Genomic DNA, 24668 nt, shown 5'->3' on the forward strand with positions numbered 1-24668 from the left:
CCGCGTTCCCGGCGAGCCGGCGCACCGCGGACCCGACCTTCCCAGAACCCAGTCAAGGAGAACACCCCACATGACGTCATCGCTCGGCAGCGGGCTGCTGGCCGGTAAGAACCTGCTGATCACCGGTGTGATCACCGAGGCCTCGATGGCCTTCCACACCGCCCGGCTGGCCCAGGAGCAGGGCGCCTCGGTGGTGCTGACCGGTTACGGCCGGTTGTCCCTGGTGGAGCGGATCGCCAAGCGCCTGCCGCAGGAGGCCCCGGTCGTCGAGCTCGACGTCACCGACAAGTCCCAGCTCGACTCGCTGGCCGACCGGGTCGCCCCGTTCGCTCCGCGGCTGGACGGCGTCCTGCACTCCATCGGTTTCGCCCCCGCGTCCGCGCTCGGCGGTGACTTCCTGGACTGCCCCTGGGAGGACGTCGCCACGACGGTCCACACCTCGGCGTACTCCATGAAGTCGCTGGCCGTCGCGTCGCTCCCGTTGATGACCTCCGGCGGCAGCATCGTGGGCCTGGACTTCGACGCCCGCCAGGCCTGGCCGGCGTACGACTGGATGGGCGTGGCCAAGGCCGCCCTGGAATCCGTGACCCGTTATCTCGCGCGCGATCTCGGACCGAAGGGCATCCGGGTCAACCTGGTCTCGGCCGGCCCGATCCGGACGATGGCCGCCAAGTCGATTCCCGGGTTCGCCGACCTGGAGAACGGCTGGACGAGCCGGGCGCCGCTGGGCTGGGACACCTCCGACCCGACGCCGGTCGCCCGGGCGGCCGTCGCCCTGCTGTCCGATCTCTTCCCGGCGACCAGCGGATCCATGGTCATGGTCGACGGCGGGTTCCACGCCCTCGGCTTCGGGACCAAGGAAGTGGCCGGCGGCTGATCGCCGCGGGGTGATCGGCCGGCCGGCATCACCGCCGGTGGTCGGTCACCCCTCGCCTCGACTCCCGAGGGCGGCGGCGGCCAGTGGGCGGGCGTCCGGCTCACCGGTGTCGCCGATGGCCCGCTCGATCACGAACCGGTCGATCTCCGACGCGGGAACCGGACGGGCCCAGAACGACCCCTGGGCGTAGTCCGCGCCCATCGTCCGGGCCAGTTCCGCGGTCCGCGCGGACCGCACCCCGCCTACGGTCGTGCGGAGTTCCATGGCCCGGGCGAGGTCGATGACGCCGCTCGCGAGGGCATCGCCCACCGGTGTCCCGAGGGCGGCGGTCAGTGAGGCGTCGATCTTGACCCCGTCGACGGGGAGCCACAGCAGCTGGTCCAGCGCCGTCCAGCCGGTGCCGTAGTCCTGCAGCAGGATGCCGAATCCCAGGTCGCGCAGGTCGGTCGCCGCGTTGATGGCATTCGTCGCGGTCGGGCTCCACTGGTACGACTCGGTGAGCAGCAGGTTGAGGTAGATCGGCGAGATGCCGGCCGCCTCGACCACCTCCTCGAACAGCGACAGGCAGTCCGGGCGGGCGAGCACCCGGGCCGACAGCGGCACCGTCAGTTGCAGACGGGGCCATGTGCGGTGCCAACGTGTGAGGTCGACCATCGCCCGCCGGAGGACGGCGAGGTCCAGATCGACGAGCACGTCGGTGTCCCGGGCGGCCGGCACCAGCCAGCGGGCGTCGTCGACGGGCCGACCCGGGGGGACCCAACGGGACACCACCTCGTAGGCGCGCACCCGGTCCGATTGCAGGTCGACGACCGGCTGGTAGTGCGGTTCGATCAGGTCGTCGCGGACCGCCGCGGCCAGTCGGTCGAGCGCATCGGCGCCCAGGCGGCTCGCCCGGGACCCGGCGGTGACGGAGCTCGGCCCGCGGGACTGCTCCCGCATCCGCCGCATGACCTCCAGCACCCGCTCGACGACGACCGCGAAGTCGGTCAGCCGGGCCACGTGATGGGGTTCGACCTCCCGCGCCTGGACGTCGGTGACGCAGACCGCGCCGATGACGTCGTTCTCCCGCCCACGGAGCGGCACGCCGAGATAGGCACCGATGCTCCCGGACACGACGTCGGGGAAGTCCGAGTAATACGGGTCGTTGACGGCGTCGGGGACCTCGACCGGGCCGCCGGTCTCGACCACGGTGTCGCAGAAGGCCACGGACCGGGGGATGGACGGTACCGGCCCCGCCCCGACCAGACCGATCGTGTGCTGTGTGTCGGCGTCCAGGATGTTGATGCGGACGGTCGGAAACTCCATGGCCCGGGCGATGAGGGCCAGGGTCTTCTCGAGGCGCCGGGGCAGCGCATCGTCCTCGAAGAGGTACTGGCGCGCCGAGGCGGCGCGGGCGAGGGCCGTGTCCTCCGGTTCCGACATGCGGTCAGCTTAGTGACTGATTGCGCCTGGAAAGTTACTCGAAGTGACGGTTTTCGCGAGCCGGCTGGCGGGGCAGGGCGGCGGCCGGAGCGGCCGGCAGGATGCCGCCGCGCCGAAGGGAATCCAGCAGACCGTTGCCGTCTGCTGCCGTGACCCAGGGCACCGCAGCCGGGGCGACCGTCGATCCAGCGGGTGGGGCGGTGCCCCGCCGGGAACCGGCCCGCTCGGGATGCCCGGCCAGCACCTGCTCGACCTTGCTCAGCCGGCGGACGGCCACCGCGGCGACGTGATCGGGGTGCTCGTCGGCGAAGTCGGCATACAGCGCGGGATCGTGCTGCCCGTCGTCCCCGACCAGCAGCCACCGCACCTGGGGCAGCTCACGGGCCAGCCGGCGCAGCGCGGTCGCCTTGTGCTCCCGGCCGGATCGGAACCACCCGGTGTTGGTCGGACCCCAGTCGGTCATCAGCATCGGACCCGGCCGGAGCCGGTGCCGGCGCAGGAACGAGGACAGCGCCGGGACGACGTTCCACGGACCGGTCGACAGGTAGACCACCAGTGCGGGCTCACCGCCCGCGGCGGCCACGGCGGCCTGCAGGCGATCCATGCCGGGCACGGCGACCCGGGCGGATTCCCGCAGCACGAACGTGTTCCACAGCGCGAGCAGCGGGCGGGGCAGATGCGTGATCAGGACGGTGTCGTCGATGTCGCTGAGCAGCCCGATCTGCGGACGGCGGTCGGCGATCGTGACCTCGGTGGTCGCGCGGCCGCCGTCCGGCGGGGTCGGCGCATCGGGATGGGTGGCCGGCCGGGGCGAGCGGGGCACCGTCAGGGTGATCGGGTGGCGGCCCGCCGGCAGCGTCGCCGGCAGCACCGCGTCGACGTAGCCGCCGCGGCCGGAGCGCACGGTGAGGGCGCTCTCCGCCCCGGGCCACCACACCTGCACCGGGACGTCGGGCACCGGGCAGGTCAGGAACCGGCGCCACCCGCGCAGATCGGTGTCGTCGTCGGCGCGCCGGGACGGCGGGGCCCACAGCACGCGGCCGAGCACCCGGGCCCATCCCTGCGGATCCGACTGCCCGTACCCCGGGTAAGCCAGCACTGTCGGGTGCCACTGCAGCCGGCGCAGCACCGCACCCGTGAGCCGGTTCAGACCGTCGGAGACCCGCGCGGCCAGGTGCGGTCGGGCCGCCCCCATCGGCCGTTCGGGAGTGACGTTCACCGCCGAGGAACCGAACGCCGGGGCATCGCACGGCCGTCGGTCCGCGTCAGCGCCCTCACCGCGGTGGCCACGGCGGCCCGTCGGGCCTGCGCGACGGCGTCGACCAACGGCCGCAGGGCGTCGTCGACCCGGGCGACCTGACCGCTGGTCACCGCGGCGGTCTCCTGACCGGCGGCCACGGTCAGCAGGGCATGCAGGGAGATGCTGGTGGCCAGCAGGTTGCTCGCCGCCGACGGCGTCCCCGGCGGGGTGTGGACAGCCTCGAGCAGCATGATCCGGCGGACCTGTTCACGGGCCTGGTCCGACCCCCGCGCGACGTCCAGAGCGGTCAGCAGCCGGGTCGCCCGCGTCATCGCCTCGTCGAGGACGTCGTGGGCCACCGGGATGTCCAGCGGTGTCGTTCCGCCGGCGGCCGGTCCGTGTCCGGTCGGTCCGTCGAAGATCCGCCACTGCCCGGCACCGGGGATGAGCAGGAGCCCACTGTCGGGCAGCCGGACCGCGGCGCCGCTGTCCAGTCCGGCCACCGCCGCCGCCCCGCCCGGGGGCAGACCGCGCAGGTCGCCGGGGCGGGGGAGCAGCAACTCGGGGGCCCCACCAGAGCGCAGCAGCGGCAGCAGCGCTGCGGTACCGGCACTCGCCGACCCGGGACCCGGCAACCCGGTGATCTCCGCGACCGTGGCCGTGGCCGCCCGGGCGCCGGCGCGGTGGTCCGGATCGTCGATCGCATCAAGGACGTCGTCGGCGCTGGCCCCGCCCTGCCAGGCCGCGGCCCACAGCGTCAGGGTGGTCGCGGCACGCACGGTGCCGGCGGCGACCGGACCGGGTGGCTCGACGGACATGGCGACACCGTACGTCAGAGCCGAGGGGCCCTCGCCTCGCGACCATCGTGGCGTCCGGGGCACCGGAGCGGCCGGCCGGTAGCGTGCCCAGTCGTGCCCGACCATCGCCCTCCCACCGACCGCCCGACGGCCCGTCCTGCCGACCGGTACGGCCGCGATGTCCTCGCCGACCGGGGGCCGGGGCGCGGTCCGCGACGTCCGGAACCGCAGGTCGTCCCGGCGACGGCGGACGTCGTCGCCGAGGATCCGTTGAGCGGGTTCTGCGGCGCGGTCGTCGCCGTGACGTCCTCCGCCGTGACCCTGGAGGACCGGCGGGGCAACCGTCGCATGTTCCCGCTGGAACCAGGGGCGTTCCTGGTGGACGGGCGGCCGACCACCCTCGTCCGCCCGGCGGCCGCCCCTACCGGCCCGGCGCGTTCGGCGTCGGGTTCCCGGCAGGTCGCCGGGGTGCGCGCGCGGACCGCCCAGGCGTCCCGGATCTGGGTGGAGGGGGTGCACGACGCGGCCCTGGTGGAGCGGGTGTGGGGTCACGACCTGCGGGTCGAGGGCATCGTCGTCGAACCGCTCGACGGTCTCGACCATCTCGCCGCCGCGGTGGCGGAGTTCGCCCCGCGCCCGGATCGGCGACTGGGCGTGCTGGTCGACCACCTGGTGCCGGGCAGCAAGGAGGACCGGATCACCCGGGAGGTGACGGCCCGGGTGGAACGGTCCGCGCCGGACAGCCTGCTGGTCACCGGGCACCCGTTCATCGACATCTGGCAGGCGGTCCGCCCGTCGGCGGTCGGCATCCGCGCCTGGCCCGAGGTGCCCCGAGGGGTGGACTGGAAGACCGGGGTCTGCCGGGCGCTCGGGGTCCCGGACACCCGCACGATGTGGGGTCGGGTCAACGGAGCCGTCCGTACCTACCGCGATCTCGACACGCCGGTCATCACCGCCATGGAGCAGCTGATCGATTTCGTCACCGCGGCCCGCTGATCAGCGTTCCACCCGATGGTCCGACCACGCCGGTTCGACGCCGTTCGCGACCAGAGCGTCGGCCACCGACGTCGGCACGGCTGGGCACCACAGGTCGCCCAGCCCGTCCCGGGCGCCCAGTGTCCGCGCCGTGTCGGCGGCGGCCGGGGAGGACAAACCGCCGACCACCACCCGCATCCCCATGGCCCTGGCCAGAGCGATGATGCCGCCGGCCAGCGCGTCGCCCACCCGGGTGCCGAGGGCGGCGGTGAGCGAGGCATCGATCTTGACGGCGTCGGCCGGCAACCAGAGCAGCTGGTCGAGCGCGGTCCAGCCGCTTCCGTAGTCCTGCAGGTGCAGACCGAAACCGAGATCGCGGAGCGCGGTGGCGTTCGCGATCGCGGCGGCGCTGGTCGGCGACCACTGGGCGGACTCGGTCAGCAGCAGATCGACGTCGAGCGGGTCGACGCCGGCGGCGGCCGTCATCGCGGTGAGCCGGTCCGGCGCCCGGTCGTCGGCGAGGAGCCGGGCCGACATCGGCGCGGTGACCGTCAGGCGGGGTCGGGTCGTCGTCCAACGGGCCAGGTCGGGCAGCGCCGCCGCCAGCGTCGCGTAATCCAGCGCCAGCAGCAGGTCGGTGTCCCGCGCCCCGGGGACCAGCCAGCGGGCGTCGTCCGTCGGCCGCCCCGGCGGGCTCCACCGGGGGGTCACCTCGAAGCCCCGCAGCCGCTCGGTCGCCAGGTCGACCACCGGCTTGTACGCGGGTTCGATGCGGTGGGCGTCGATGGCGGCCCGGAGCAGTCGGGGTGCGTCCGGTCCGAGGGCCACCCGTGGGGTGGGGTCGGCGGGATCGACCGGCTGATCGGACTGCTCGACGGCTCGCCGCTGGATCTCGAGGACCCGTTCGACCACGGTGGCGAAGGTCTGCATGCGCCGGACCTGCTCGTCGTCCAGGCGGCGGGCCTGGGGGTCGGTGACGCACACCGCGCCGATGACCAGCGACTCGCGGCCGTGCAACGGGACCCCGAGGTAGGACCCGGTCAGGCCGGCCAGAACTTCGGGGAGGTCGGCGAACCGCGGGTCGGTGACGGCGTCGGGAACGCCCAGGGGGCTCCCGGTGCGCACCACCTCGTCGCAAATCGCGGAGTCGCGCGGCAGCGAACGGGACAGCGCGGGTCCGACCACTCCGATGGTGTGTTGCAGGTGTTCGTCCAGGACGGTGATGCGCACCCCGGGGAAGTCGAGCGCCCGTCCGATCAGGGCCAGCACCTTCTCCAGCCGAACGGTCAGGCGCCCGTCGGATCGGGCGACATACCGACGGGCCGACGCCGCTCGCGCCGCCTCGTCGGATGTCATGAGCTCATGCTAAGTACTCGGAGCAACATACTGAACACAGAAAGTAACTGTCGGCCGCCGGAGCGAACGTCCGGCCGGCCAGGTCACGAATCGGTCACCCGTCCGGGTGTCATGGCACGATGAAGTCATGTCGGCGTGGATCTGGTTCGCAGGAGCGGTCGTCCTGTCGGTCGCCGAGGTTCTGGGCGCGGAGTTCGTGCTGCTCATGCTCGGCGGCGGCGCATTGGCCGCGGCCGGGACGTCCCTGCTGTTCCCGGAGCTGCTCTGGCTGCAGCTGGTGGTCTTCGCCCTGACGTCGGTGGGCCTGGTGCTCGGTCTGCGCCCCTGGCTGCTCAGTCGGTTCTATCAGCCCTCGGCCATCCGGTCGGGCATCGACGCCGTCATCGGATCGACCGCCACCGTCGTCGAGACGGTCGACGTCGACGGCGGCCAGGTCAAGATCGGCGGCGAGATCTGGTCGGCCGTCGGAATGCACGGTCAACGACCGCTGCCTCCGGGTACTGCTGTGACTGTCGTGGAGATCCGCGGAGCGACCGCGGTGGTGTTGTGAGGGGGGTTCGCACATGGACGTCGGTCTGATCATCGCGGCGGTCGTCGCCATTTTGGTGGTGCTCACGATCGTGCGCTCGGTGAAGGTGATCCCGCAGGCGCAGGCCGCGGTCATCGAACGCCTGGGCCGCTACAACAAGACCGGTAATGCCGGCCTGATCCTGTTGATGCCGTTCATCGACCGCATCCGCGCCCGTATCGACCTGCGCGAGCAGGTCGTGTCCTTCCCGCCGCAGCCGGTCATCACCGAGGACAACCTGACGGTGTCGATCGACACCGTCGTCTACTTCCAGGTGACCGACCCGAAGTCGGCCGTCTACGAAATCGCCAACTACATCGTCGCGGTCGAGCAGTTGACCACCACCACACTGCGGAACGTGGTCGGCGGCATGAACCTCGAGCAGACCCTGACCAGCCGGGACTCGATCAACGGCCAGCTCCGCGGCGTCCTCGACGAGGCCACCGGCAAGTGGGGCATCCGGGTCGCCCGGGTCGAGCTGAAGGCCATCGACCCGCCTCCTTCCATCCAGGAGGCGATGGAGAAGCAGATGCGCGCCGACCGCGACAAGCGGGCCATGATCCTGAACGCCGAGGGTCAGCGGGAGTCGTCGATCAAGACGGCCGAGGGTCAGAAGCAGGCTGCGGTGCTGTCGGCCGAGGGCGCCAAGCAGGCCTCGATCCTGGCCGCGGAGGGCGAGCGGCAGTCCCGCATCCTGCGGGCGCAGGGCGAACGGGCCGCCCGGTACCTGCAGGCGCAGGGCCAGGCCAAGGCGATCGAGAAGGTGTTCGCCGCGGTCAAGGCGGGCAAGCCGACGCCTGAACTGCTGGCCTACCAGTACCTGCAGACCCTGCCGCAGATGGCCCAGGGCGACGCCAACAAGGTGTGGGTGATCCCCAGCGAGTTCAACAAGTCGCTGGAGGGCTTCGCCCGCATGCTCGGCACCAAGGGCGAGGACGGGGTCTTCCGCTACGAACCGCCGACCGGGCCGGCCGCGGAACCCACCAGCAGCAACCGGGCCGGCGACATCGACGACGACGTCTCCGACTGGTTCGAGGGCACGTCGGCCAAGGAGGTCGCCGAGGCCGTGCGCGCGGTCGAGCGGGAGGCCGCGGTGACCATCGAACAGCAAGACGCCGCCCGGTACCGCCAGCGCAGCGAGATCGGCACCGGTGCCGCCGGACTGCCGCCGGGCCAGCCGGCGCCGCCGGTCGCACCGGCGACCTCGGACCGGCCCACCGGGCCGGACGCCCACTGACCACGCCGGCACCGGGACCCGACGGGGCCGGCCCGGTCGCGGTCGTCGGTGGGGGACGCCTGGGCACGGCGATGCTGCGCGCCCTGCTGCATGCGGACGTCCCGGTGACCGGTCCGCACGGCCGCGGCTTCGACGGGTCCGGCGCCGCCGTCGTGCTGCTCTGCGTCCCGGACGGCGCGATCGCCGCCGCGGCCGCCCAGATCCAGCCGGGCCCGCTGGTCGGTCACTGCTCCGGGGCGACCGGTCTGGATGCTTTGGGCGGGCGCGGATTTCGGCTGCACCCGTTGATGACGGTGCCGACGACCGGGGCCGACTTCACCGGCGTCACGGCGGCGGTGGGCGGCACCGACCCGGCGGCCCTGGCCGTCGCCCGCGAACTCGCCGAACGGCTCGGACTGCGCCCGGTGGTGGTCGCCGAGACCGATCGGGTGGCGTATCACGCAGCCGCCGCGTTCGCCGCCAACTTCCTGGTCACCCTGGAGTCGGCGGCCGCCGATCTGATGGCCACGGCGGGCCTGGACCGCCAGGTGCTCGTCCCGCTGGCCCGGGCGGCGCTGGAGAACTGGGCGGCCACCGGGTCGGCCGCGCTCACCGGCCCGGTGGCCCGTGGTGACGAGGCGGTGGTGGCCGCCCACCGGCAGGTCATCGCCGATCGGCGTGCCGAACTCGTACCGCTCTTCGATGAACTGGTGGCCGCGACCCGTCGGCTGGTCTGAGACTCCCGTCGGGGTTCGGTCACCCGATCCGGCGGGCCGGGACCGGAGCAGACCGTCCGGGTGGTCGGCCCGGCGGTAGGGTTCGCGGCGATGATCACCGTCCGGACCGTCGCCGATCTGCGGGCCGCTCTCGGTCGGGAACGAGCCGCCGGACGTCCGGTCGCGCTGGTCCCGACCATGGGGGCGCTGCACGACGGCCACCTCACCCTCGCCCGCCGGGCCGCGCAGGACCGTGCCGGCAACGAGCCGCGGCCACTGGTCGTGATGTCCATCTTCGTGAACCCGATCCAGTTCAACGACGCCGGCGACCTGGCCGCCTACCCGCGGGACGAAGCGGCCGATGCCGAGCTGGCAGCCGGGGCCGGGGTCGACATCCTGTTCGCCCCGGAACCGGCCGAGGTGTACCCGCCGGGCTTCGCCACCGGAATCGCCCTGCGGGGCCCGCTGGTCGAGACCCTCGAGGGCGAGGTCCGCGGGCCGGCGCACTTCGCCGGGGTCACCACAGTGGTCGGCAAACTGCTGAACATGGCGCGTCCCGACCGGGCCTACTTCGGGGCCAAGGACGCCCAACAGGCCCGCGTGGTGATGGCGATGGTGCGCGACCTGGACATCGACACCACGATCGTCCTGGTGCCCACGGTGCGGGAGGCCGACGGGCTGGCCATGTCCAGCCGCAACCGGCGCCTGGACCCGGCCGCACGCGTCCAGGCCGCGGCGCTGTTCCGGGCGCTGACGGCTGCGGTCGACGCGGCGGCCGCGGGGGAGCGTCGCACCGCGGTGTTGCTCGAGCGGACCCGGGACGTGCTGGCCGCCGCGGACATCACCCCGGAGTACGTCGCCCTGGTCGACCCCGGTTCGTTCGCTCCGGTGACCGATCTCGTCGAACTCGATGGGCGGCCCGGGATCCTGGCGCTGGCCGCCACCGTGGGCGGGGTCCGGCTCATCGACAACGTCGAGGTGCCGTCGTCGGCTGGTCCCGCCGGGTCCGGCGCCGGTCCCGGATCCGGTGCGGTTCCTCACACGGGCCGTGGCCTGACCGGCTCGGTGGTGGAATGGTCGCAGGACCGACCCGCGGGGTACCGGTCCTGAGACCGGTACCCCGGTCCCACCGCCGACCGGATGCCGGTCGGCCGCAGCGAAGGAGCGTCCGCGATGTCGACCAGGCCGTCCTCCGGGTCCGTCACGCCATCCGGCGTCGCGCCCGTGCGTCGTCGCCGCACCATCCCGTTCCTGCAGGAGGCGAAGAGCGCCGGCCGCAAGCTCGTCATGGTGACCGCGTACGACTACCCCAGTGCCCGGGCCGCCGAGGCGGCCGACGTGGACATGGTGCTGGTCGGTGACTCCGGGGCGATGACGGTCCTCGGCCACGACAGCACGGTGTCGGTCACGACCGAGGAGATGCTCACCCTCACCAAGGCGGCGCGGCGGGGCACGCGGAACGCGATCCTGGTGGCCGATCTGCCGTTCGGCTCCTACGAGGTCAGCGACGAGCAGGCGGCCGCGACGGCCGTCCGGTTCGTCAAGGAGGCCGGGGCCGACGCGGTGAAGCTCGAGGGCGGCGGCCGGATCTCCGTGAGCCGCGCCCGCGCGATCGTCGGGGCGGGCGTCCCGGTCGTCGGTCACGTCGGCCTGACCCCGCAGACGGCCGTCGCTCTCGGCGGGTACCGGGCGCAGGGCCGGACGGTGGAGTCGGCGCTGGCCGTGGCCCGCGGAGCGCTCGACCTGCAGGCCGCCGGGTGCGTGGCGATCGTCTTCGAGGCGGTGCCGAGCGTGCTGACCGACGACCTGATGTCGGTGATGCGCATCCCGGTCATCGGGATCGGTGCCGGTGCCGGCGCCGACGGTCAGGTGCTGGTCTTCCACGACCTGCTCGGCATCCGGGAGGGTGTCGGGGCCAAGTTCGTCCGCCGTTACGCCGACCTGCAGGACGAGATGAACGCAGGTGTCGCCGCGTACGCCGACGAGGTCCGTCGCGGCGTCTTCCCGGGGCCCGAACACGGCTACGGCATGGACGCGGACGAGTTCGCCCTCTACCGGGCTCGTCGAGGTGAGATCGCCTCGCGCTTCGACGATCTCGCCTCACTGTGGGCCTGACGTCCCGATCATGACCCTGTCCCTTACGGAGGGTGCGCCGACGGCGGGCCCGACGAACGGCCTGGCCGACGTGGCGGGCTTACGGCTCGGTCACCACACCCGCATCGGTGACGGGTACCTGACGGGGACGACGGTCGTGACCGGCCCGCCGGCCGGGCTGATCGCCGGTATCGACGTACGCGGCGGCGGCCCCGGCACCCACGAGACGGACCTGCTGGACCCGACCGCGGCGGCCGAGCGGATCTCGGCGATCGTGCTGACCGGCGGCAGCGCCTTCGGGACGGCCGCCTGCCTGGGCGTCATGGACGAGTTGGCCCTCCGGGGGATCGGGGTGCCGGTCGGTGCGGCCGGCGTGGTCCCGCTGGTCCCCGGGGCGGTGTTGTTCGACCTCGGTCGCGGCGGCGATCCGGCTGCCCGGCCGACCGCCGAGTTCGGGCGGGCGGCGCTGCTGGACGCCCTCGGTCAGTCCCGTGGGCCGGTCGATGCAGCGGCCGCGGGCAGCCGGCGGGGGGCCGGCACCGGGGCGGTGGCCGGCGGCCTCAAGGGCGGGCTGGCCGAGGCGTCCCAAATCGTCCCGGCCGCCGCGCCGGGCGAGTCGGCGGTGACGGTGGCCGCGGTCGCGGCGATCAACGCCTTCGGTTCACCGATCGATCCGCGCACGGGGGTGTTGTGGGGGGCCCGGCATCTCCTGACCGCCGATCTGCCCGACGATCTGCGCACGGCGGTGGGGGACCGGTCCCCGGAGGAGTTGCTGCGGCCGTCGTCGGCCGCGGGCGTGGACGCGCTGCGGGAGGTGGTGTCCTCGGTGGTCCGCGGGCGTCCTCCGATGAGCACGTTCGCCAGTGGCGGTGCCGGTCCTGGCCGGCACACCACGCTGGTGGTGGTCGCCACCGACGCCACGCTGACCAAGGCGCAGTGCACGAAGCTGGCATCGGTCGGGCACGGCGGGATGGTGCGCTCGGTGAACCCGGTGCACACCCTGTTCGACGGCGACGTGGTGTTCGGGCTGTCCACTGGCGACCGCGCGGCGCCGGACCTGCTGCGCTTCAACGAGATCCTCACGGCCGCAGCCGATGTGGTCGCCCGAGCGGTCACCCGCGGCATCCTTGACGCCGTCGGCACGACCACGGCGGCCGGCGGGTGGCCCGCCTGGCGGGACCTCGCGGAGCCGCAGAGCGCGTCGTCGCCCGTCCGGCAGGGGTGACCCCGCTCACGGACCGTCCCCCGGCCGGTACAGTCCCGGGGAGTTCGTCACACCCGGACCCGGGTCTGCCCCGGGTCATCGACCCGCCGTCGGCGTCGGGTTCGGGTCACCCGTCCATCGCCCAGTCGTCCGTCGTCCGCCGCGGCGAACCACCGGTCAGGGAGTTCCTCATGAACCAGCCTTCGAGCCCGTCCCGCGCGCCGCGTTCCGCCCGCCGCCGACCCCACGTGGTCATCCTGGGCGGTGGGTTCGCCGGTCTCGCCGCGGTGCGCTCGTTGCGGTCCGCCGACGTCGACATCACCCTGGTCGACCGCAACACCTACAACTCGTTCTATCCGCTGCTGTACCAGGTGGCCACTGCCGGTCTGAATCCCGGTGACGTGACCTTCTTCCTGCGGTCGGTGCGGATGTCGCAGCGCAACCTGTCGTTCCGGCAGGGGGAGATCGCCGGCATCGATCCGGCCGAGCAGTTGATCACGTTCGCCGAGGGCGGCGACATGCACTACGACTACCTGATCATCGCCACCGGAGCGACGACGAACTACTTCGGCGTCACCGGTGCGGCGGAGAACTCCCGGGCCATCTACACCCGCGCGCAGGCGTTGCGTCTGCGCGACGAGATCTTCACCAACCTGGAACACGCGGCCGCCTCGAACTCGAACGAGGACCTGGCCATCGTGGTGGTCGGGGCCGGTCCGACCGGGGTCGAGATGGCCGGTGCGCTGGCCGAGTTGCGCAACGACGCGATGGCCGCCATCTACCCCGAGCTCGACCCGCGTCGCACGCACATCGTGCTGGTCGAGATGACCGACAAGGTGCTGGGCCCGTTCGCGCCGTCGCTGCAGCAGTTCGCCGCGCGGGCGCTGCGGGAACGCGGCGTGGAGCTGCGGCTGAACACGTCGGTGGCCGAGGTCCGGGAGGACGGCGTGCTGCTCGGGTCGAAGGACTCCGAGGAGCAGGAGTTCCTCAAGGCCGGCATCACCATCTGGGCGACCGGCATCACTGTGCCCAAGGCGGTCGCCGACTGGGGCGTTCCCCAGGGGCGTGGCGGCCGGATCGTCGTGGGCGAGGACCTGCGGGTGCAGGGTCTGCCGAATGTCTTCGCCGTCGGCGACGTCGCGTTGCTGCCGGAGCCCCTCCCGCAGTTGGCGCAGCCGGCGCTGCAGGGCGGCAAGCATGCCGGTCGGCAGATCGCAGCCCTGATGGCCGGCCGGCCGACCACGGCGTTCCACTACCACGACAAGGGCACCATGGCCACGGTCGGACGCCGGGCTGCGGTCGCCGACATCCAGCTGATGAAGGGCCGGACCCTCAAGCTCACGGGCACTCCGGCCTGGATCGCCTGGATGTTCATCCACATCGTCATGCTGCTCGGCAACCGGAACCGGCTGGCCACCCTGGTCAACCTCGCGACCAAGTACTTCGCTCCCTCCCGTCGCACCAACCCGATCGTCGGGGACGTCCCGGTGTTCGAGCCGCAGTTGCGGTTGGACGAGCAGCACCGCGCGGTCTACGAGGCGGCGGAGAAGGCGCAGACCGATCCGCAGTCGGTCGCCCGCTGACGCCGATGGCGGCGTCCCCCGACGAGCCGTCCGCCGACGCGGCCCCTGGCCGGTCGGCGGATGCCGCCGGTGAGGCGCCACCGGTGACGCCGGGCGGGACCTCGGGAGCAGCCGAGATCGCGGTCCCCCCGTCCGCTCCACCGGAGAAGGTGGCCGATCCACCGGCCGGTCGCGTCGCCCGTACCGGACGTCGGGTCGCCCACGCCGCCGTGGTGGCCCGGGACGCGTCGGTGGCCGGGGTGGTCACCGCGGTCACGCCGATCGTCCGCGCGGTCGGGGTGCTGCTGACCCTCGTCCTGGTGGCGCTGGCCGCGCCCGCGGTGCTGCTCCTCGTGGTGGCCTGGTGGCGACCGGGTCCGGCCGACTGGTTCTGGACGGTGCTGGCCGCAGTCGGTCTGGGGATCGGCGCCTGGCTCCGACGGCGTCAGCGCCAGTTGCTGGCCACGGTGGCCGACCGGGAGCGGCTGATCGCCGCGCTGACCCGGGTGCTGCAGGGCCGGGACATCGCCGATCGGGTGACCGCCAACCTCGCCGGCAGCGGTGCGCGGGTGGCCGGCCGAGCCGCCGGTCGGGCTGTGCGGGGGTCGCGCGGCCTGCGCCTGCTGCGCGGGATGTGGCGTGGCGTCCAGCTGACCGGGGTGGTCGACGAACTGCTCGGGGCGGACGAGATCGCCCCGCTGACGCCGGGACGGATCCGGGGGATCGCGGTCCTCACGGTCGTCTGCGCAGTGGCGGCCGGTGTGCTGTGGGTCTGCCTGGCGGTGGCCACCCTGGCCTTCCTGGTGGGCGCGTAGCTCCACGTCGGCCCGGCCCGGCCCTGGTCAGGTCGGCGCGTAGACCGGCCGGTCGTGGGGCACACGTCTACGGTGGGGACGATTCGTGGGCCCCACGGACGACGCGCGACGTGACAGGGGCCGGACCGGCCGGGAAGGACCGCAGTGACCAGAGAGTTCGACGGTGAGATCGACGAGACCATGCCGGGGTCGGACACCGACGGCCATGACGGCGTCGCCTCACAGCTGACCGAGGGCGACACCCTGAACCGCACCGGGTTGGCCGACCAGCTGGACGAGGGCTACGACCCGCCGGACCGCGACCCCAAGATCGACGTGCCGACTCCGGCCGAGGAGGAGGCTGGCGCCAGTCTCGACGAGTTGCTGTCCGCCGAGACCCCCGAGGTGTGGGACCGCGAAGAGCCGGACAACCTGTTCGACGAGAGCGGTGGCCAGGTCGGCGATCGGCGGTCCGGGCGGCTGGTCGACGACGAGAGTGACGGCTGGAATGACGTCGAGAAGGATCTCGTGGCTGAGGATGTCGGTATCGACGGTGCCGGAGCCAGCGCCGAGGAGGCCGCCGTGCACGTCATCCCGGACGAGCAGTACGAGGACTGACCCGACAGGGGCCGGGACACCGGGTGCCACTCGCACCCGGTGTCCCGGCCCCTGTTCGTCCTGCGTCGCCCCGTTCACCGGGCGAGCGGCGCACCCACCCGGGGTGACGATCCGGGGTCCATGGCTCCCGGGCCGGATGGCTTCTGGGCGTCGGCCAGGGCTGCGCGGACCCGTTGCCGCCGGATCTCGATGGCCTCTCCCAGTTCGCGAGCCAACGCCGGATGGTGCTCGAGATAGTCGCCCAGCTCGGCGGTGGGCAGGCGTAGGACGGTCAACTCCTCGGTGACGGTGGCCGCGGCGGTGACGGGCTCCCGGGTCAGGGCGGTCTGGCCGAGGTACTCACCAGACCCGAGCAGGGCGATCGGTATGACGCCCCCCGCTGATCGCACCCACAGCTGGCAGCTCCCGCCGACGATGAACCGGAGTGCGTCGGGCACGCTGCCTTCCGCCTGCACCGTCTCGCCGACGCCGTAACGCTCCATGCGGGCCTGTCCCGACAGCTGCTCCTGGTCGTCGGAGGTCAGGCGGAACTGACGGGCGGCCTGGGCCATCGCCGCGCTGACCGCCGGCGGGCCCAGCTCGTCGTCGGCGCCGTCGAGGTGCAGCCCGGCCCGCCGGGCGGCGTACCAGAGCCACCGCCGGAACGTCGCCTCGGTCGCCCCGGCGTCGGCCGGGGACAGGATGGGAATGCGGGTCTGGAAGGTGCGGCTGGCGGTGTGGGCGGACGTCGGACGGGCCTCGGGGTGCAGGGTGGGCACGCCCCCGGCGACCTCGTTGAGCAGCCGCACCACCTGGTCGGGCGGGTCCTGGATCGGGAACGACGTCTCGATCAGCGCGGCCGGCGGGCCGACCGGTCGGCTGAGGTTGACGAAGGAGGCGCCGGCCAGCGAGGCGTTCGGAGTGACCTCGATGCCGTGACCGGTGTCGATGTGCACGGCCCGCCAGTTCACCTCGACCACCCGGCCGCGGCTGCCGCCCGCCTCCAACCAGTCGCCCAGCTTGAACGGCTGTTCGAACAACAGCAGCAGCCCGGAGATGATGGAGCCGACGGCCCCCTGGAGTGCGAAACCCAGGACCACCGAGCTGACACCGAGGAAGGTGAAGAGGCCGGCGACGTCGGCGTCCCAGACGTACGAGAAGATCAGCCCGAGTCCGGTGATGACCAGGACGAGACGGACGATGTCGACGAAGATCGACGGCATCCGGTCCCGCCAGGTGCCCTGGCCGGCGTTGGTGAACAGGGCGACGTTCAGCGCGGCCAGGATGGCCAGCAGCAGCATGAACCCGAAGATCGTCGCGACGATGCGGACCCAGGTGACCTCGACGGACACGTCGGCCGCCCGGGTCAGCAGCAGGAAGAGGGCCGCCGCGGGGACCACCCAGTTGCGGACCAGCGCCACCGGTTTGGCCAGCGGGCTGCCCGTCCGCTGCAGGGCGGTCAGCAGCTCGCTGAGCACGAACAGGGCGATGGGCAGTCCGACGACGATGCCGACCGTCCACCAGAACCACGGCTGATCGGTCAGCCCGGTCATGAGGTGGACACCTGCAGCTTCCAGACCGACTGCGTGCCGTCCTGGGTCTCGACGGTGCCGGCGGGCGCGAAGTCCTGCATGCCGACGAGCCGTTCCCGCACCCGTTCGGTGACGAAGATGCCCGACTCGCCGTGCCGGTCCTGCAGCCGGAACGCGAGACTGACGGCGTCGCCCCACATGTCGTACATGACACTGGTGCGGCCGATGAGACCGCTGGTGACCGGCCCGGTGTCGATGCCGGCGCGGAGGTTGAGCGAGGCGCCGTGCTGCAGGTTGAAGCGCCGCACCACAGCGGCCATCTCGAGGGCGAACTCGACGGTGCGTCGTTCGTTGTCGACCCGCGGCACCTGGAGGCCGCAGCTGGCCAGGTAACCGTCGCGCAGGGTCCGTACCCGTTCGATCCCCAGCCGCTGCGCGGCCTCGTCGAACCCGCGGACTAGCGAGTTGAGCAGTTCCAGCGACCGTTCCGACGGCATGCCGGAGGTGAACGCCTCGTAGCCCAGGACGTCGGCGTAGATGACGGAGACCCCGGTGTGGTCCTCGGCGATGGTCTGCTCGCCGTCCCGGTAGCGCCGGGCGACCTGCTCGGGCATCAGGGTGTGCAGCAGCCGGTCGTTCTCGGCCATCTGCTCGTCGAGCAGCTGTTGCTTGGTGCGCAGGCTACGGCCCATGTCGTTGAAAGCGGTGGCCAGGTCACCGAACTCGTCGCGGGTGTTGACGTCCACCCGGGCGTCGAGATCGCCGGTGGCGACCCGGTTCACGCCGGTGACGAGTCGCCGGACCGGCCGGGAGAAGATCTGCGCGAGCAGCAGGGAGGCCAGACAGACCACGAAGATGATCGCAGCCGTGGACAGCGCCAGGTTGCGGGTGAAGTCGTCGACCGGGGCGAACGCCTCGGAGGTGTCGAGTTTGGCGACGATGACCCACTGCAGGTCGCCGATGGTGATCGGCGCATAGGCGACCAGGGCCTCGTCGCCGAGATATTCGGTGTCGACGATGGTTCCGGTGCGTCCGGTCAACCCCTGACGGACGGCCTCGGTACGGGTGGGTTGCAGCAGGATCGTGTCGTTGATCCGGACGGCGTGTTCGGCGACCGCGCGGGGGGTGGCCGCGTCGACCGCCCGCGTGACGTACTCGGACGGGTTCTCGACGAGCATGCGCGAGATCGACCGCATCGTGAGATCCGGCCCGGCCAAATACGTCTCGCCGGTGGAGCCGAGTCCGTCCTGCGTCCACCGGTCCTGGTTGGTCATCACCTTGTTGATGAGCTGTTTCGGCAACTGCAGGGCCAGGACCCCGATGGTGACCCCGTCGCGGGCGACCGGGGAGACCGCCCAGGCGACCGGCTGACCGTAGTAGGGCGCGTAAAACTCGAAGTCGGTGATGTCGACGAAGTCCGGTGAGGTGGCCCGCATCGCCGCCCGGTAGGCGGTCGACAGGTTGGACTCGTTGAGCGGTCCGGTCAGGACGTTGGTGCCGAGGTCGGCGGACTTGTAGGCGGAGTAGACGACGTCGCCGTCGGTGTTCAGCAGCAGGGCGTCGTCGTATCCGAGACGGTTGATCGACTGCCGGAAGTAGTCCTGGAAGGTCGCGTTGGCCGCCGACCACGAGCTGCCGTCGCCGGCGTCGTCGACGGCCAGGGAGGCGTCGTAGTCGTCGCCGGCCGGGACGGTGTATCGGGCCTGCAGGTAGGTCTGGGCGGCGCTGGTCGGCTGGAAGGTCTGCGGGTCCGAGGCCTCACCGGTCTCCTCGGCGAGCTTGGGCGCGAAGGCGTTCGCATACCAGGAGTCGACGGTCTGGGTGTCGGCCGGGTCGGCCGGGCGGGCGTTGAGCTCGGCGAAGCCATTGTTGAACGAGGTCACCGCCTCGACCGCGGTCGTGCCCCGCGTCAGCACGACCGCTTCGCCCTGAATCCGGTCGAACAGGTCGGTGATGGCGGCGGTGCGGGACTGCCGGACCTCGGTCAACCGGTCGAACGCCGCCTGGCGGATCGACTCGCTGCCGGAGCGGTACCCGATCAGGCCGACGACCGCGGCGGACAGCACGCTCACGGCCAGCAGCATCAGCAGCAGTTTGGACTGGATGCCCAGGCCGAAACGTCGGCGCGGCCGGAGGGCGGGTGGCGGCGGTCCCGCCGCCGCGGCCTCCTTCGCCGGCGGTGGCCCGATCGTCGGTGGAACGCTGGTCTGCGTCGCCGCCGGGTTTCCGACGTCGGTCACCGCCATGGGTACCCCCTCGCACTGTCCCGACCCCCCGGGACTCGATACTCAATGTCACACATTAACTACTGACAGCTACTGAACACGAGGTCACCGTCGGCGGACGCGACGGCGCCCCGGGATCGGGATCCCGGGGCGCCGCGGTGCGAGGTGAGGTCGTCAGTCGTTGAGCGTCTTGGCCCGCCCGGCGACCGCGTCGACGATGGAGTCGATCTGGTCCGGGGTCTTGTCCTTGATCGCGTTGGCGATGCTGTCGATCTTGTCGTCGCTCAGGATCTCCTTGGCCTTGTCGATGAGGCCCTTGGACTCCTCGGCGGCGGCTTCCGCCTTCTCCGACGCGGCCGCGGCCACGTCCGTCGCGCCGTCCTTGGCGGCGGCCACCGCGTCACCGGCCGCGCCGGCGGCCTCGTCGGCCTTGTTCTCGGCGCCCCCGAGCAGATCCTTGGCCTTGTCGAGCAGATCGTCGAACCCCATGGTGTTTCCTCCCCTGGTGCGCCGGTGGGGCGCTCCTATTGTGGTTCCGCCACGGTACGACCGGATGTCGCTGGCGAGAATTGCCCGAAAGGGCCGGGCGCTAGCCACTTTCGGGCTCGCGGATGGTGACTGCCGCCGCCCGCCACGAGAGCGATATACCGTCCGACAGAACAGCTCTCGGATCGGGTCGGGGCCGGTACCGCGACGGGTGCCCCAGGCGGGGGATGGCGGGGACCCGCCCGGGCGGGCGACGATGACGCGCGGCGACCGAAAAGGCCTCTCCGACCCGGTCATCCGCTGCGGCGAATGCGGTGGCGGACCGCCCGAAAGAGGGAACGAAAATGTGGTTGCCGCCTCCCGGGGTCGTGCGTAGCGTTGTCGGTACACGGGAGAGGAGGTGGTCCAACGTTGAAGACGTCATGGACTCGTGAGGTGGCTGGCCGCTAGGCCGTCGACCCGCGTCAGGTCAGAACTGCTCCGGCACACCGGCGGAGATCACGGTCTGGCCATCACCGGACAGTCAGCCGACCCCCGAGCCGCCGACCGTGTCCAGTCGGCCCGGACCTCCACTCACCGGAGTGCGGAACGGACAAGGCTCGGGGGTTGTCCACGTTCTGGGCCGGTTGCACCGGTCCGTCGCCGGACGCGGCTCAGAGCCCGCGTTCCACCGGCATCTCGCCGCGCATGACCGCCTTCACCAGCGCGGCGTGGTCGGCCTCGGTCTGATCGGCGTAGAGCCGCGCGAACGTCACGAGGGCGTCGTCCAACCGCTGGGACTGCCCGACGTAGCCGGCGATCATCGACGCCCCACTGGTCCGCGCGTGGCCCTTGGCGAGCAGGTGTCCGACGATGCCGGCGTAGTCGGCCAGCGCGGATCCGTCGATGGAATCGAGCGCGACGGTGCCCTTCATGTTGCGGAACTGCCGCACGTAGTACTGCAGACCGTCGGCCGTCGACGCCCATCCCAACAGGGGGTCGCTGACCGTCTGCAGGGCCTGCTGGTACTCGACGACCCGCTGCCCCTGGTGGTCGTGCCAGGCCGATTCCCCGTGCACGTACTGGGCCAGCACGGACCGTCGGGCCTGCTTGAGCTGGAGGAACACGACGTCGTCCGGGTTGGATCCCTCCAGCAGGGCGACATAGGCGCGCAGGCCCACACTGCCCACGCCGACGACCTTGTGGGCGATGTCGACGAGCGTGTAGCCCCCGAGGGCGCGTCGCCAGTGCGGCGCGAGGGTGTCGAGGTACCCGTCGAGGGCATCGGCCAGCATCTCCCGCTCGGCGTCCCGCACCCGGGTGATGAGCGGCGGCTCCTCGACGATCCGCCGTCGACCCTCGTGCTCGCGGGTGAACCGGGGCAGCGCCCGGTCGCTCGTGCGGGTGCGGGCCTGCCGGACCGCCCGCCGGATCTCGGCCCGCAGCTGGGCGTGGGAGGTCGACTCGGACAGATGGTCGACGTCCAGGCGCTGGTAGGAGCGCATGAGCAACGGCATCTCGGCCAGTTCGCGCACCTCCTGCCGGTAGGCGGCGACACAGGCCCGGACACCCGCCTCGCACTGCCCCTCCGAGGCGCCGTTGTGGCGCCCGGCGACCCAGATGCTGGCCACCAGACGCCGCAGGTCCCATTCCCAGCCACCCGGGTGGGCCTCGTCGAAGTCGTTGAGGTCGATGACCAGATCCCGTTCGGGCGAGGCGTAGAAGCCGAAGTTGCCCAGGTGCGAGTCGCCGCAGATTACCGGGGTGATACCGGTGGCCGGTAGGCCGGCGACGTCGCGGGCCATGACCACGGCGGTCCCCCGAAGGAAGCCGTAGGGCGAGGCGGTCATCCGCCCGACCCGGATGGGGATCAGCCAGTCGAGCCGACCCTGGTGCGACTCCCGGATCTGCTCGACCGGATCCGGGCGGCCGTCCGGCGGCGTCCAGTCGGCCAACGAGGACCGCGGGACCCGGTGCCGCAGCTCCTTCCCCATCCGATAGCGGTCCTGCCGCGAGGTGGGCCGTCGCCGCAGGCTGCCGAACGCCTCGCTGTCGGCGGTGGCGAGGACGACGTGGCCGGTTCGTCCGTTCGTCGTCCCGGCCGTCGCCGTCGGAACGGGTCCGGACGGTTCCGTGGCCGGCTCGGTATCGGGCGCGAAGGGCGGCAGGTCGTTCACCGGACGGAACTCCAGAGGTCGCGGGGACTGTTCGGTTCGAGCTGTTCACCGGCGGTCAGGGATCGTCCGGCGGCGACGCGGCGACGGGCACCGACGAGCACCGGTCGCCGCGCCTGGGGGGCGCCGATCGTCGCGCGCGACCCGATGATCGCCTGTTCAGCGACGACGGCGCGCGCCACGGTGGCGTCCCGGCGGATGACGGCGTCGGCCATGACGACACTGTGCCGTACGGTCGCTCCGCGTTCGACAGTGACCCCCGGGCCGATGATGGAGTGGACCACGGTGCCGGCGACATGGGCTCCGGGGGAGATCCACGCCTGGTCCAGATCGGCCGACCGGTCGATGCGGGCCGGTCCGCGGACCGGCATCGAGGTCAGCATCGGCCAGTCCGGGTCGTCCAGGCGCAGCGGGGGACGCGGACGCAACAGTTCCAGCTGACCGTCCAGGTACGCCTCCGGGGTGCCGAGATCGCGCCAGTGACCTTCGTGCCGGTGTTCGGTCACGGTGCTGGTCTCCAGCATCCGGGGGATGAGGCGGTCGCCGTAGTCCCCGAGGTCACCGCCTTCTTCTCTCAGGTCGCGCAGGGTCTCGGCCAGGCGGTGCGGTCGGTACAGGAATACCTCGGTGCCGATCAGACGGCCGCGCGGGCGTTCCGGCTTGTAGTCGACCTCCCGCACCCGGTGACCGTCGCCCTGGACGACGAGGTACCGCGAGCAGTCGGTGCCGCGGGGGAGTTCGGTGGTGATGACGGTGACGTCCGCGTCGGAGTCCTGGTGGGCGGCGATGGCGTTGCGGAAATCGTGCCGCTCCAGATGGTCGGCACTGCACACCAGCAGGATGTCCGGATCGAAGGCGTCGATGAGCGGCCAGTTCCGGGCGAGCGCGTCGGCATTGCCGCTGGCGAAACCGTCGCGGTCGTGCCCCTCGAACGGCGGCAGGGTGCGGAACCCGCCGCGCGTCCGGTCCAGATCCCATGGACGACCGCCGGCAAGGTGCTCGTTGAGCAGATGCGGTTCGTACTGCTGCAGGACCCAGACGTCGGACAGGCCACTGTGGGCGGCGTTCGACAGAGAGATGTCGATCAGCCGGTAGTGCCCGCCGACCGGCAGGGACGGTTTGGCCCGACCGGTGGTCAGGGCCCCCAGGCGGGACCCCCGTCCACCAGCGAGGACGAGACACAGGACGCGGGAGCGGGGGGTGACGGCCATGGTCAGAGCCATCCTGCCGTACCCGTCGGGGGAGTGCCCGATCACGGTGGGTCGTCGAGCTCGTGATGCGGCAGAGCCTCGGACCGCCGGGGAGCGTCGGCCGGTCGGTGGTCGCGCACGGGCGGATGTCCCCTCGCCGGCAGTGGTCGGGCTGGTCGACACCGGTGACCAGGACGGCGATGTCACGTGACGGCGGTCACTGCTCTGTCGCAGTGAACCTGTGGGGTCGCTGTTCAGGAGCTGGGTGAAATCGAGAAAAATCAGCGGTCACCCGGTCGCCCGAATGAGTGAAACTACCGCCGCCACAAGGGGTACCGCGAAGGCCCCAGCGGACCCTCGGTGACCCCCATCAGCAGCGGAAATGGTCGAATGCTGGACAGTTACTTGATCGTTACCGCTCCGTGATCTGTGAACTGGGCCTCTGGTGTTTTCCCAGCCGATTTGTATGGTTGTCATCGGTCGCAGGGCATGCCTCTGAGACCGCCGCAGTCTGCTCCTGCCCGCCGCGCCGAGCGCTGTCCACTTTGGGCCAGGAGATCCGACCGAAACAGGAAAGGCTTGGACAGCGACGGGGAAACCAACTTTGGCCGGCAGGCAGTTCGCCGGTCTTGGGGTGAATCCGGCTCACGCCGGACGGGCAATCCCCTCCACGTCCGGAGCTTGCGCTCCGGGCTGCCCGAACCCGACAGCTCACCTCGCAGGCGCAGCTAGGGGAAGATTCTTCATGTCTCGTACCACCGCTCGTCACCGCGCCACCTCCCGTACCCGCGTCTGGGCCCTCCGCAGCGCCGCCGTCGGCGCCGTCGCCGGCGTCTCGGCCCTCGGCCTGGTCGGCACCGCCAACGCCGCCCCCGAGTCGACCTGGGATGCCGTCGCCAACTGCGAGAGCACCAACAACTGGTCGATCAACACCGGCAACGGCTACTACGGCGGCCTGCAGTTCTCGCAGTCCACCTGGGACGCCTACGGCGGCCAGGACTACGCCGCCCGTGCCGATCTGGCCACCAAGGACCAGCAGATCGCCGTCGCCGAGAAGACCCTCGCCGGCCAGGGCTGGGGCGCCTGGGCCTGCGCCGGTGCCGGCGGCCAGGAGCCGGCCGACACCTCCAAGACCGCTGCGAAGTCGTCTTCGTCCTCGTCCTCCAGCTCCAGCAGCTCGGACGACTCGTCCTCCAGCAGCTCGGCCAACCGCAGCCGCAGCTACGAGAGCAACGACGACGACAGCAGCTCGTACAGCGCGCCGGCCAAGAAGAAGAACTACGACAACGACGAGTCCTCCTCGTCCTCGTCGTGGAGCAACGACGACAGCAGCTCCTCCTCCTCCTCGTGGTCCTCGGACGACGAGGCCACCTCGTGGAGCAGCGCCGCCGACGGCACCTACACCGTGCAGTCGGGCGACACCCTGTACCTGATCGCTCAGGCCCAGGGCGTCTCCGGTGGCTGGGAGGCCCTGTACTCGGCCAACTCCGACGTCATCTCCGACCCGAACCTGATCTACCCGGGTCAGGTCCTCCGTCTCGGCTGAGTCGGACGTCCCGGGTAGCCCGGGGCAGCGACACGTTCGCACGGCCGAGCTCGTGAGCCAGTGACATCCCGAACGGGGGTGTCGGACACCGCAGGGTGTCCGACACCCCCGTTCGGCG

21 protein-coding genes and 1 riboswitch are annotated in these 24668 nt (G+C 71.9%); of the genes, 12 read left to right on the forward strand and 9 right to left on the reverse strand.

Going from position 1 to position 24668, the window contains the following annotated elements:
* The first annotated feature begins 70 nt into the window (after positions 1–70).
* Positions 71–877 (forward strand): enoyl-ACP reductase FabI, encoded by an 807-nt coding sequence (gene fabI, locus FDO65_RS03275; protein WP_137448022.1) that lies wholly within the window; start codon positions 71–73, stop codon positions 875–877.
* Positions 878–922: 45 nt separating this feature from the next.
* Here the strand turns inward: fabI and FDO65_RS03280 are convergent, their stop codons facing one another.
* Genes FDO65_RS03280 through FDO65_RS22675 form a run of 3 tightly spaced genes read right to left on the reverse strand, consistent with a single transcriptional unit; the run spans position 923 to position 4357 of the window.
* The gene (locus FDO65_RS03280; RefSeq protein WP_137448023.1) at positions 923–2299 is read right to left on the reverse strand and encodes a sensor domain-containing phosphodiesterase; all 1377 of its coding nucleotides are present in this window, start codon (positions 2297–2299) and stop codon (positions 923–925) included.
* Between the two features lie 34 nt (positions 2300–2333).
* On the reverse strand, positions 2334–3518 hold the full coding sequence (locus tag FDO65_RS03285) for an App1 family protein (protein WP_240757396.1): 1185 nt from the start codon (positions 3516–3518) through the stop codon (positions 2334–2336).
* Positions 3515–4357, reverse strand: a complete 843-nt coding sequence (locus tag FDO65_RS22675; protein ID WP_137448024.1) for a hypothetical protein — start codon at positions 4355–4357, stop codon at positions 3515–3517. The genes FDO65_RS03285 and FDO65_RS22675 overlap by 4 nt, the downstream gene beginning before the upstream one ends.
* A gap of 93 nt (positions 4358–4450) precedes the next feature.
* Between FDO65_RS22675 and FDO65_RS22680 the strand changes: the two genes are divergently transcribed.
* On the forward strand, positions 4451–5332 hold the full coding sequence (locus tag FDO65_RS22680; protein ID WP_137448025.1) for a DUF3097 domain-containing protein: 882 nt from the start codon (positions 4451–4453) through the stop codon (positions 5330–5332).
* Here the strand turns inward: FDO65_RS22680 and FDO65_RS03300 are convergent, their stop codons facing one another.
* On the reverse strand, positions 5333–6667 hold the full coding sequence (locus FDO65_RS03300) for a sensor domain-containing phosphodiesterase (RefSeq protein ID WP_137448026.1): 1335 nt from the start codon (positions 6665–6667) through the stop codon (positions 5333–5335).
* 127 nt (positions 6668–6794) lie between these two features.
* Between FDO65_RS03300 and FDO65_RS03305 the strand changes: the two genes are divergently transcribed.
* The 9 genes from FDO65_RS03305 to FDO65_RS03345 all read left to right on the forward strand — a co-directional run bounded on the left by FDO65_RS03305 (position 6795) and on the right by FDO65_RS03345 (position 15439).
* Positions 6795–7217, forward strand: a complete 423-nt coding sequence (locus FDO65_RS03305; RefSeq protein WP_137448027.1) for an NfeD family protein — start codon at positions 6795–6797, stop codon at positions 7215–7217.
* A 13-nt stretch (positions 7218–7230) separates the two neighbouring features.
* Positions 7231–8472: an SPFH domain-containing protein gene (locus tag FDO65_RS03310; RefSeq protein ID WP_137448028.1), complete on the forward strand. Its 1242-nt coding sequence runs from the start codon at positions 7231–7233 to the stop codon at positions 8470–8472.
* A gap of 71 nt (positions 8473–8543) precedes the next feature.
* On the forward strand, positions 8544–9188 hold the full coding sequence (locus FDO65_RS03315) for a DUF2520 domain-containing protein (protein ID WP_137448029.1): 645 nt from the start codon (positions 8544–8546) through the stop codon (positions 9186–9188).
* Between the two features lie 90 nt (positions 9189–9278).
* Positions 9279–10277, forward strand: a complete 999-nt coding sequence (gene panC, locus FDO65_RS03320) for a pantoate--beta-alanine ligase (protein WP_137448030.1) — start codon at positions 9279–9281, stop codon at positions 10275–10277.
* A gap of 63 nt (positions 10278–10340) precedes the next feature.
* Positions 10341–11282 (forward strand): 3-methyl-2-oxobutanoate hydroxymethyltransferase, encoded by a 942-nt coding sequence (gene panB / locus FDO65_RS03325; protein ID WP_137448031.1) that lies wholly within the window; start codon positions 10341–10343, stop codon positions 11280–11282.
* 10 nt (positions 11283–11292) lie between these two features.
* Positions 11293–12486 carry a P1 family peptidase gene (locus FDO65_RS03330; protein ID WP_137448032.1) on the forward strand — a complete coding sequence of 398 codons (1194 nt, stop codon included), beginning with the start codon at positions 11293–11295 and terminating at the stop codon, positions 12484–12486.
* 170 nt (positions 12487–12656) lie between these two features.
* On the forward strand, positions 12657–14048 hold the full coding sequence (locus FDO65_RS03335; RefSeq protein WP_205849750.1) for an NAD(P)/FAD-dependent oxidoreductase: 1392 nt from the start codon (positions 12657–12659) through the stop codon (positions 14046–14048).
* A gap of 5 nt (positions 14049–14053) precedes the next feature.
* Positions 14054–14842: a hypothetical protein gene (locus tag FDO65_RS03340; protein WP_137448033.1), complete on the forward strand. Its 789-nt coding sequence runs from the start codon at positions 14054–14056 to the stop codon at positions 14840–14842.
* Between the two features lie 144 nt (positions 14843–14986).
* Positions 14987–15439 carry a DUF5709 domain-containing protein gene (locus FDO65_RS03345; RefSeq protein WP_205849751.1) on the forward strand — a complete coding sequence of 151 codons (453 nt, stop codon included), beginning with the start codon at positions 14987–14989 and terminating at the stop codon, positions 15437–15439.
* A 74-nt stretch (positions 15440–15513) separates the two neighbouring features.
* Here FDO65_RS03345 and FDO65_RS03350 read toward each other — a convergent pair whose 3' ends face one another.
* The 5 genes from FDO65_RS03350 to FDO65_RS03370 form a co-directional block, all read right to left on the reverse strand.
* Positions 15514–16971, reverse strand: coding sequence for a mechanosensitive ion channel family protein (locus tag FDO65_RS03350; RefSeq protein ID WP_137448034.1), 1458 nt, complete (start codon positions 16969–16971; stop codon positions 15514–15516).
* Positions 16968–19196 carry an adenylate/guanylate cyclase domain-containing protein gene (locus tag FDO65_RS03355; RefSeq protein ID WP_205849752.1) on the reverse strand — a complete coding sequence of 743 codons (2229 nt, stop codon included), beginning with the start codon at positions 19194–19196 and terminating at the stop codon, positions 16968–16970. Before FDO65_RS03355 ends, FDO65_RS03350 begins: the two co-directional genes overlap by 4 nt.
* 153 nt (positions 19197–19349) lie before the next feature.
* Positions 19350–19664 carry a hypothetical protein gene (locus FDO65_RS03360; RefSeq protein ID WP_137448035.1) on the reverse strand — a complete coding sequence of 105 codons (315 nt, stop codon included), beginning with the start codon at positions 19662–19664 and terminating at the stop codon, positions 19350–19352.
* A gap of 650 nt (positions 19665–20314) precedes the next feature.
* Positions 20315–21673, reverse strand: coding sequence for a DUF2252 domain-containing protein (locus FDO65_RS03365; RefSeq protein WP_420847513.1), 1359 nt, complete (start codon positions 21671–21673; stop codon positions 20315–20317).
* Positions 21674–21813: 140 nt separating this feature from the next.
* Positions 21814–23037, reverse strand: coding sequence for a glucose-1-phosphate adenylyltransferase family protein (locus FDO65_RS03370; RefSeq protein WP_205849753.1), 1224 nt, complete (start codon positions 23035–23037; stop codon positions 21814–21816).
* 533 nt (positions 23038–23570) lie between these two features.
* Positions 23571–23744: riboswitch (cyclic di-AMP (ydaO/yuaA leader) on the forward strand.
* Between the two features lie 5 nt (positions 23745–23749).
* Here FDO65_RS03370 and FDO65_RS23030 point away from each other — a divergent pair.
* The gene (locus tag FDO65_RS23030; RefSeq protein WP_137448036.1) at positions 23750–24550 is read left to right on the forward strand and encodes a LysM peptidoglycan-binding domain-containing protein; all 801 of its coding nucleotides are present in this window, start codon (positions 23750–23752) and stop codon (positions 24548–24550) included.
* The last annotated feature ends 118 nt before the right edge of the window (positions 24551–24668 follow it).

The organism is Nakamurella flava (genome assembly GCF_005298075.1).
GTDB classification, from domain to species: domain Bacteria; phylum Actinomycetota; class Actinomycetes; order Mycobacteriales; family Nakamurellaceae; genus Nakamurella; species Nakamurella flava.

What these genes read in the sequence shown, in the direction of transcription:
- fabI (WP_137448022.1), top strand. Translation starts at nt 71, where the DNA reads ATGACGTCATCGCTCGGCAGCGGGCTGCTGGCCGGTAAGAACCTGCTG.
- FDO65_RS03280 (WP_137448023.1), bottom strand. Translation starts at nt 2,299, where the DNA reads ATGTCGGAACCGGAGGACACGGCCCTCGCCCGCGCCGCCTCGGCGCGC.
- FDO65_RS22675 (WP_137448024.1), bottom strand. Translation starts at nt 4,357, where the DNA reads ATGTCCGTCGAGCCACCCGGTCCGGTCGCCGCCGGCACCGTGCGTGCC.
- FDO65_RS03300 (WP_137448026.1), bottom strand. Translation starts at nt 6,667, where the DNA reads ATGACATCCGACGAGGCGGCGCGAGCGGCGTCGGCCCGTCGGTATGTC.
- FDO65_RS03305 (WP_137448027.1), top strand. Translation starts at nt 6,795, where the DNA reads ATGTCGGCGTGGATCTGGTTCGCAGGAGCGGTCGTCCTGTCGGTCGCC.
- FDO65_RS03310 (WP_137448028.1), top strand. Translation starts at nt 7,231, where the DNA reads ATGGACGTCGGTCTGATCATCGCGGCGGTCGTCGCCATTTTGGTGGTG.
- FDO65_RS03315 (WP_137448029.1), top strand. Translation starts at nt 8,544, where the DNA reads ATGCTGCGCGCCCTGCTGCATGCGGACGTCCCGGTGACCGGTCCGCAC.
- panC (WP_137448030.1), top strand. Translation starts at nt 9,279, where the DNA reads ATGATCACCGTCCGGACCGTCGCCGATCTGCGGGCCGCTCTCGGTCGG.
- panB (WP_137448031.1), top strand. Translation starts at nt 10,341, where the DNA reads ATGTCGACCAGGCCGTCCTCCGGGTCCGTCACGCCATCCGGCGTCGCG.
- FDO65_RS03330 (WP_137448032.1), top strand. Translation starts at nt 11,293, where the DNA reads ATGACCCTGTCCCTTACGGAGGGTGCGCCGACGGCGGGCCCGACGAAC.
- FDO65_RS03335 (WP_205849750.1), top strand. Translation starts at nt 12,657, where the DNA reads ATGAACCAGCCTTCGAGCCCGTCCCGCGCGCCGCGTTCCGCCCGCCGC.
- FDO65_RS03340 (WP_137448033.1), top strand. Translation starts at nt 14,054, where the DNA reads ATGGCGGCGTCCCCCGACGAGCCGTCCGCCGACGCGGCCCCTGGCCGG.
- FDO65_RS03350 (WP_137448034.1), bottom strand. Translation starts at nt 16,971, where the DNA reads ATGACCGGGCTGACCGATCAGCCGTGGTTCTGGTGGACGGTCGGCATC.
- FDO65_RS03355 (WP_205849752.1), bottom strand. Translation starts at nt 19,196, where the DNA reads ATGGCGGTGACCGACGTCGGAAACCCGGCGGCGACGCAGACCAGCGTT.
- FDO65_RS03360 (WP_137448035.1), bottom strand. Translation starts at nt 19,664, where the DNA reads ATGGGGTTCGACGATCTGCTCGACAAGGCCAAGGATCTGCTCGGGGGC.
- FDO65_RS03370 (WP_205849753.1), bottom strand. Translation starts at nt 23,037, where the DNA reads ATGGCTCTGACCATGGCCGTCACCCCCCGCTCCCGCGTCCTGTGTCTC.
- FDO65_RS23030 (WP_137448036.1), top strand. Translation starts at nt 23,750, where the DNA reads ATGTCTCGTACCACCGCTCGTCACCGCGCCACCTCCCGTACCCGCGTC.